Origin of the sequence: Curtobacterium sp. UCD-KPL2560 (genome assembly GCF_001705035.1) — a bacterium.
Classification (GTDB): domain Bacteria; phylum Actinomycetota; class Actinomycetes; order Actinomycetales; family Microbacteriaceae; genus Curtobacterium.
The window spans coordinates 1-7,354 of sequence record NZ_MCIG01000110.1; the positions used below are offsets into that span (position 1 = coordinate 1).

Annotated in this window: 5 protein-coding genes; 2 read left to right on the forward strand and 3 right to left on the reverse strand. The window is 72.7% G+C overall.

The window, feature by feature from the left end; translation table 11 throughout:
* Nucleotides 1-20: 20 nt before the first annotated feature.
* Nucleotides 21-806 (reverse strand): SDR family oxidoreductase, encoded by a 786-nt coding sequence (locus tag BEP24_RS15440; protein WP_065964913.1) that lies wholly within the window; start codon nucleotides 804-806, stop codon nucleotides 21-23.
* 86 nt (nucleotides 807-892) lie between these two features.
* Here BEP24_RS15440 and BEP24_RS15445 point away from each other — a divergent pair, with 86 nt between their 5' ends.
* Nucleotides 893-1,741: a helix-turn-helix transcriptional regulator gene (locus BEP24_RS15445; RefSeq protein WP_065964914.1), complete on the forward strand. Its 849-nt coding sequence runs from the start codon at nucleotides 893-895 to the stop codon at nucleotides 1,739-1,741.
* Nucleotides 1,742-1,803: 62 nt separating this feature from the next.
* On the opposite strand, the gene BEP24_RS15450 is transcribed toward BEP24_RS15445, so the two are convergent.
* The gene (locus BEP24_RS15450) at nucleotides 1,804-3,498 is read right to left on the reverse strand and encodes a ribonuclease J (RefSeq protein ID WP_065964916.1); all 1,695 of its coding nucleotides are present in this window, start codon (nucleotides 3,496-3,498) and stop codon (nucleotides 1,804-1,806) included.
* Nucleotides 3,499-3,809: 311 nt separating this feature from the next.
* Here BEP24_RS15450 and BEP24_RS15455 point away from each other — a divergent pair, with 311 nt between their 5' ends.
* Nucleotides 3,810-5,468 (forward strand): glycoside hydrolase domain-containing protein, encoded by a 1,659-nt coding sequence (locus tag BEP24_RS15455; protein WP_065964918.1) that lies wholly within the window; start codon nucleotides 3,810-3,812, stop codon nucleotides 5,466-5,468.
* Between the two features lie 213 nt (nucleotides 5,469-5,681).
* Here BEP24_RS15455 and BEP24_RS15460 read toward each other — a convergent pair whose 3' ends face one another.
* The gene (locus tag BEP24_RS15460) at nucleotides 5,682-6,044 is read right to left on the reverse strand and encodes a hypothetical protein (protein ID WP_065964920.1); all 363 of its coding nucleotides are present in this window, start codon (nucleotides 6,042-6,044) and stop codon (nucleotides 5,682-5,684) included.
* Nucleotides 6,045-7,354 lie beyond the last annotated feature (1,310 nt).

The window sequence follows — 7,354 nt, forward strand, 5'->3', positions numbered from 1 at the left end:
AGGTCGACGTACTCGCGCCCCTACGCCCCGGCCCCGCCGTCCACCGGGATGCTCGCCCCGGTCACCATCGACGCGCGGTCGCTGAGCAGCCAGGCGGCGACCTCCGCGACCTCCTCCGGCCGCGCCATCCTGCCGAGGGGTACCGACGCGTTGATCTGCTCGGTGATCCCCGGCGTCGCGGCCTCCCACTCCTCGATCATCTCGGTCTCGGTGCCGCCCGGGGTGATGCCGTTCACCCGGATGCCCTCGGGTGCCCAGGTCACCGCGGCCGTCTCGGTGATGCTGTTGAGCGCGCGCTTCATGGCGCCGTAGGCGGGGAGGGCCGGGTTCGCGCGGCGGCTCCCGATGCTCGAGGTGTTGACGATCGCCCCGCCGCCGGACCGCCGCATCAGAGCTGCCTCGGCGTTCATGGCGACCCAGTGCCCGCGGAAGTTGACGGCGAACTGCGTCTCGACGTCCTCGTCGCTCGTCGTGTCGAGCGGCCCCGGCTGCTGGATCGCCGCACCGTTGTTGAAGGCGCCGTCGAGTCGACCGTGCAGGGCGTCGACCCGGGCCACGGCGGCGCGGATGCTGGCGGGGTCGGCGAGGTCGAGGGCGACGGCGTCCGCGGTGCCACCGGTACTGCGGACCTCGGCGACGAGGGCCTCCAGGGCGTCGGTGCTCCGGGCGGCGAGCACGACCGCGGCACCCTCGCGGGCGAAGAGTCGTGCGGCTGCGGCACCGATGCCACGGCTGGCTCCGGTGATGAGGACGACCTTGCCGGAGAGCAGGTCGGGCGTTCGGGTGGGGGAGGTGGTGTCGGTCATGGCCCCAGCGTCGGTCCGGCGCGAGGACCCGATCCAGGTACAGCCGGTACCAGGACGCCGTCGGTCCGGCGGGGGAGGATCGGGGCATGGACAAGCAGGAACTCGCCGCGTTCCTCCGGTCGCGTCGAGAGCGGTTGCGCCCCGAGGACGTCGGGTTGCCGTCCGGCACGCGCCGGCGGACGCCGGGCCTGCGCCGTGAGGAGGTGGCGGTCCTCGCCCACATCTCGACGGAGTACTACGTGCGGCTCGAACAGAGCCGCGCGCCGCGGCCGTCGGCGGAGGTCCTGGCCGGCATCGCGGGCACGCTGCGACTCACGGACGCCGAGTCCGACCACCTGTTCCTGCTGGCCGGGACGGCTCGCCCGCGCACCGGGTCGCTCCGGCGCGCGGTCCGCCCGAGCATCCTGGCGGTCATCGAGCGGCTGCCGCAGACCGCGGCGATCGTGCTGGCCGCGGACTTCGAGGTCCTCGCGTGGAACCCGCTGGCGGCGGCGCTCATGGAGGACTTCGCGCTCCGGGACCGCGCGGGTCGCAACCTCGCCCGCCTGGCGTTCCCCGTCGGCGGTGCCGACCACCCCACGGAGCCGCCCTACGGCATCTCGGACGCCGCGGAGTTCCGGCACCACGTCGTGATGCGGCTGCGGACCACGCTCGCGGAACACCCCGCTGACGACGATGTCGTCGCGCTCATCGACGACCTCCAGGCCGGGAACGCCGAGTTCGCGCGGTTGTGGCACCGGCACGACGTCCAGCCGGCGCCGATGCTCACGAAGACCTTCCACCACCCGGCGGTCGGCGCGGTGACGGTCGACTGCGACACCTTGGCGCTCACCGACGCCGACCAGTTCCTGGTGCTCTACACCGCGGCACCGGGATCACCGGACGCCGACGCGCTGGCCCTGCTCGGGATGGTCGGTCCCCGGGTCAGGAGCTAGCAGGCGTCGGCCCGGACCCCGGACACGGGCCCGGGCCGACGCTCCCTCGGTGCGGTCCGGCGTCAGTCGGCGTCGACGACCACCGCGGTGATCACCGGCGTCCGGCGGTGCCGGCGGAGGAACCACCGCTCCAGACCGGTCGCGATGGCCTGCTCCGCGGCGGCGCCGTCGATGTGTCCGCGACCGGTCGCCTCGGTGATCGCCTTCTCGGCGACCTGCTCGGCGTGCTGCATCCAGCCCTCCGCCTCGACGAAGCCCTTCGGCAGGAACTCGACCGGGTCGACGAGCTTCTGCGTGCCCTCGTCGAAGATGCCGAGCACCGTGATGTGCCCTTCCTCGGCGAGGGAGAGCCGGTCCTTCAGGGCGGACTCGGTCGCGACGCCGATGGTGGTCCCGTCGACGAACACGTACGGCGCGGGGATGCGGCCGACGACGCGGGCACGGCCGCGGTCGAGGTCGACGACGACGCCGTCCTCGACGACGAGGACGCGGTCCTCGGGTACGCCCGTGCGGACGGCGAGCTCGGCGTTCGCGACGAGGTGCCGCCACTCGCCGTGCACCGGCAGCACGTTCTTCGGCTTCACGAGGTTGTAGCAGTAGACGAGCTCGCCGGCGCTGGCGTGGCCCGAGACGTGCACCTTCGCGTTGCCCTTGTGCACGACCGTGGCACCCCAGCGGATGAGCCCGTTGATGACGCCGTAGATCGCGTTCTCGTTGCCGGGGATCAGCGAGCTGGCGAGGAGGATCGTGTCGCCCTCGCCGACGGTGATGAGGTGCTCGCGACGGGCCATCCGCGACAGGGCGGCCATCGGCTCGCCCTGCGAACCGGTGCAGATGAGCACGCTCTTGTTGTCCGGCAGCTTGCCGAGACGCTTCAGGTCGACGACGAGACCGTCCGGGATGTGCAGGTAGCCGAGGTCGGCCGCGATCTGCATGTTGCGGACCATGGACCGACCGACGAACGCGACCTTGCGCCCGTGGCGCTGCGCGGCGTCGAGGACCTGCTGGATGCGGTGCACGTGGCTCGCGAAGCTCGACACGACGATGCGCTTCGGTGCCTCGCGGAACACGCGGTCGATCGCCGGTGCGATGTCCTGCTCGGCGGTCGTGAAGCCGGGGACCTCGGCGTTGGTCGAGTCGACCAGGAACAGGTCGACGCCCTCGTCGCCGAGCCGCGCGAACCCGTTGAGGTCGGTCAGGCGCTGGTCGAGCGGGAACTGGTCCATCTTGAAGTCGCCGGTGTGCAGCACGGTGCCCGCGCTGGTGCGGATGGCGACGGCGAGACCGTCCGGGATCGAGTGGTTCACGGCGACGAACTCGAGGTCGAACGGGCCGGCGCTGTGCCGGTCGCCCGCGGCGACCTCGTGGGTGCGCGGCGTGATGCCGTGCTCCTGGAGCTTCGCGGTGATGAACGCGAGCGTGAGCTTCGAGCCGATGACGGGGATGTCGGGGCGTTCCTTGAGCAGGTACGGGACGCCACCGATGTGGTCCTCGTGCCCGTGCGTGAGGACGATGCCCTCGACCTCGTCGAGACGGTCCCGCACGGCGGTGAAGTCCGGGAGGATCACGTCGATGCCCGGCTGGCTCTCCTCGGGGAAGAGCACACCGCAGTCCACGACGAGCAGCTTCCCGCGGTGCTCGAAGAGGGTCATGTTGCGCCCGACGTCACCGAGGCCGCCGAGCGGCGTGACGCGCAGGGCGCCGCGCTTCAGGGGCGGGGGAGTCTTCAGGTCGAGCGCGTGCTTGGGGGCTGGCATGGTGAGCGGGACTGCCTTTCGTCGGTGAGTCTGCACGGACTCGCGTTCCAGCGTAGACGGCCCGGCGACCGGCTCCCGCGACGCGCTCGACTCGACGAGCCGTGGTGTCGCGCCGATCGCCGGTGCGCGCCGCCGCCCCGTGGCCTGAGAGGAGCCTCATCGTCCGCGCGTCGGCGTCGAACTACGCTGCTGGCCAGACGATCGTCTGACCAGCGTGTGGGGGAGCTCGACGTGCCCGTGAGCGACCTCGCCGGCGCGCTGGACGGCGGTCGGACCGGAGCCGCAGAGTCCGACCACGAAGGAGCCCTCCCATGTCCGTCTCGCGCCGTGGTGCCCTCGCGTTCTTCGGGGCCGTCCCGATCCTGGGTGCCGTCCTCGCCGATCCGGCCCGGGCGGCAGCGGAACCGAGCGGTTCCCCGTCGCCCACCGGTGGCACCGCCGACGGTGCTCCCGGAGACGTCGCAGCCGTGCAGCGGTGGTTGAACGCGACGTTCGGGCAGCTCCAGGGGTGGCAGCACGTCGACGAGGACGGTGTCGCCGGAGCGGGGACCCGCACCGGCGTCCTGCAGGGAGCGCAGTCGCTGCTGGGCATCACGCCGCTCGTCCCGGCGTACGGCCCGGAGACGAGGCAGCGCCTCCGGGACCACGGTCCGGTCCGGCTCGACGGTGATCAGGACGCCGCCGCCTGGTGCAGCCTCGTCCAGGCCGGGCTGATCTGCGCCGGTGGAGCCGGGGCGCGCGTCACGGGGGACTGGGACGACGCCTCCCGTCGAGCCCTCGACGCCTACCGAGCGGACCTCGGGGCCCCGACGGCCGACCCGACCCGCGGTGCCGAGGTGTCCCCGGCGTTGTTCGCCGCACTGTTCACGGTCGGGGCCGCCACGCTCGTGCCCGGTGGGTCGACCGAGGTCCGTGCGGTGCAGCAGTACCTGAACCGCACCGCGGCCGAGGTGCCTGGCGGTGCCTACTGCGGGACGGGTGGTGTGGCCGACGTCCCGACGGGTGGCGCGGTCGTCCGCGCGCTCCAGTCCGCGATCGGCGTGCAGGACGTGGACGGCGTCTGGGGACCGGCGACCGCCGCCGCCCTCCGCGCCGCGACGCAGGCCACGGTCCGCCCGGGTGACACGGGCAGCTGGGCGCAGCTCGCCGCCGGCCTGCTGGTCCTGAACGGCGTCCACGTCCCGTTCGACGCCGCGTGGTCGGCCGTGGACGTCGAGTCGATGCGGCAGTTCCAGGCCTTCCAGGCGTTCGAGCCCGCTGCGCAGACCGGCGTCTGCGACCCCGCCAGCTGGGCCGCGCTCGCGGTCAGCTGCGGCGACGCCGACCGACCGGTCACCGGTGCCGACACCGCGACCCGCCTCACCGCCGACCAGGCCGCCGCGATCCGAGCGTCCGGCGTCTCCCTCGTGGGGCGCTACCTGACGGACGAACAGGTGCCCGGTGCGCTCGACAAGGCCCTCACGCCGAGCGAACTCGACGTGCTCGCGTCGGCGTGCCTCCGGCTCTGGCCCATCTTCGAGGAGGGCGGGTACGAGGCATCGTGGTTCAGCCGCGACCAGGGGGTCCGCGACGCGGAACGCGCGCACGACGCCGCTCGCGCCCTCGGCATCCCGAAGCAGACCACGATCTCGTTCGCCGTGGACTACGACGCCACCGCGGACGACGTCGCCGACCGGGTGCTGCCCTACTTCCGTGGCGTTGCAGCGGGGCTGCGCGCCCGTGGAGACGAGTACCACCCGGGGGTCTACGGATCGCGCCGGACCTGCGCAGCGGTCGCGCACGCGGGCCTCGCGCACCACTCCTTCGTCGCCGGGATGTCCACGGGCTGGGAGGGCAACGTGCTCCGACCGCTCCCGGACGACTGGGCGTTCAACCAGATCCAGACGCGCACCGTCGGCCAGGGTGCCGGTCGCGTCGAGATCGACGCCGTGGTGGTCTCCGGCCGCGATCTGGGCGTGCAGCTGCACTGAGGTCGGCGGCGGCGCGGCCCCGGCCCGCCGCCGCGGTCGGCGGCAGCGCGCACACCGGCAGGACCGGCGGTCGGACCGCTACAACAGGCGGACGGGAGGCGCGGCGCGGTCCCGCCACGCGCCTTCGGTCGCGACCCACCGCCGGACTGGAGGCGCGGTGCGTCCCCGCCACGGTCCTCCCGTCCGCCACCGGGCGCAGCCCGGCGATCGCCGCTACGGCTTCTCGTCCACCAGGGCGACGAAGCGGCTGCCGATGCCCTCGACCTCGCGTCGGACGAAGCCGGCGGTCGGCTCCGGCGCCTGGTACGGGGCGTGGTAGTCGCACATCAGGTGGTCCCAGTCCGGCCACCACTTCTTCGGCCGCGCGGTCTCGGTGTAGCCGCAGACGACGCAGGCCAGCTCGACCCAGACCTTCTTCGTGCCGGTGCGGTTCGCACGGGACTGCACGAGCCAGGCGGGCGGGTCCTGCTCGATCGCGGCGAGGTCGTCCTCGCTGAGGCGCGACGGGATCCCGTGGTGCGCCGCCATCTCGAGGGGGATGTCGAGGCGCACGGCGGCCTCACGTCGGGAGAGCATCCGTCCAGGGTAGGTGCTGGCTCGTCCCGCCACCGCACCGCGGGGGGCTCAGACGCTGAGTGAGGCCCAGGCGAGCAACACGATGAGGATCCCGACCCCGACGAGCGCCGCAGCCACCGTCCCGAGCGCCATCCCCGCGTCCGACGCCGGAGACCTGCATCCGGGCGACGGTCACCACGAGGACGACGAACATCGCCAGCGGCCCGGAGATCGCGAGCAGCCCGAGTGGCCATACCACGGATCGTGGTCGCGCCTTCCCGGTCTGTCCCGTTCCGGCCTGCGCCCGTGTTGTCCCTGCTGTGGCTGCGGTCGCCCCCGTCGTGTCCGTCGCGTCGTCCATGTCCTGCCCCCCAGGTCGTCGTCGCTCCAGTCTGCCCGCTCGCAGCGCCCGACGGACTCGTCGTCGAGCCGTCGATGGACCTGCCTGAGCGTTGTCGACATCGAGCGCGGCCACCGCGGCACTGTGACGTTCTGCCGCGACGAACGCGGCCGTGAGCACCGCGTCCGCGGGCGCGACCCGGTCGGGGTTGGGCCGCCGTCCGGAGCTGCCTCGTTGCGCCATGCGCGAAGATGGTGCCCGTTCTGATCGCCGTCCGCGCGATCGTTTCCGTCTTCGCTGAGGCGCCCGGGGGGCGTGGAGCGGTTCGACGGCGGGTCGCGTGGGCAGGGCTCACCAGGGCGACCCGAATGCCGCGACCCTCGCGGTCGCCGCCGGTGCCGAATGGGCCCGCGACGGCCCGGCCCGGCCTTCCATGCTCAAGGGCCCGATGAGACCGGTCTCCGAGCTCGATGACTGACCCATGATGCGGCTGCGGAGCGCCCTGTCAGGAAGGCGCAAAGCTCACGCTCGGTGACACACGCGGAGCGGATAGTTCTCGCCAACGTCCGCGCTGTGCGGACCTTCACCTCCTCGATGTACCCCGAAAGACGTATCAGGCGCACACGAACCCTCCGTTCCGGTCCACAAGTCGCCTGTCAGTCGGAACATGCGCTGTACCCCGAGGGCAGATGGGGCCCCGAACGGGGGCCACGGGCGAAGAATTTCCTGTGACCCGCTTTCCCTACGCTCAGGCCCGTGCTCTCCAGGGGAGGGCGGAGCGTTCTCGGGTTCGTCCCGTTGCAGTAGTAGGGGAGTCCCATGTCGGGGCGTTCTTCGCGAGCCGGTGTGCTCGCTGGGGTCATCACGTCGAGTGCCTTGGTCGCTGGGCTGCTGGTGGGCGTGCCGGCGCATGCCGATCCGGTCACGGCGACGTCGCCGACGGATCTGCCGGCGCTGCCGTCGTCGCAGGGTGACGACCTCCACGCGGGCT

Bases quoted from the DNA above. Each gene is read 5' to 3' on its own strand.
- BEP24_RS15440 (WP_065964913.1), bottom strand. From the start codon at position 806: ATGACCGACACCACCTCCCCCACCCGAACGCCCGACCTGCTCTCCGGC.
- BEP24_RS15445 (WP_065964914.1), top strand. From the start codon at position 893: ATGGACAAGCAGGAACTCGCCGCGTTCCTCCGGTCGCGTCGAGAGCGG.
- BEP24_RS15450 (WP_065964916.1), bottom strand. From the start codon at position 3,498: ATGCCAGCCCCCAAGCACGCGCTCGACCTGAAGACTCCCCCGCCCCTG.
- BEP24_RS15455 (WP_065964918.1), top strand. From the start codon at position 3,810: ATGTCCGTCTCGCGCCGTGGTGCCCTCGCGTTCTTCGGGGCCGTCCCG.
- BEP24_RS15460 (WP_065964920.1), bottom strand. From the start codon at position 6,044: ATGCTCTCCCGACGTGAGGCCGCCGTGCGCCTCGACATCCCCCTCGAG.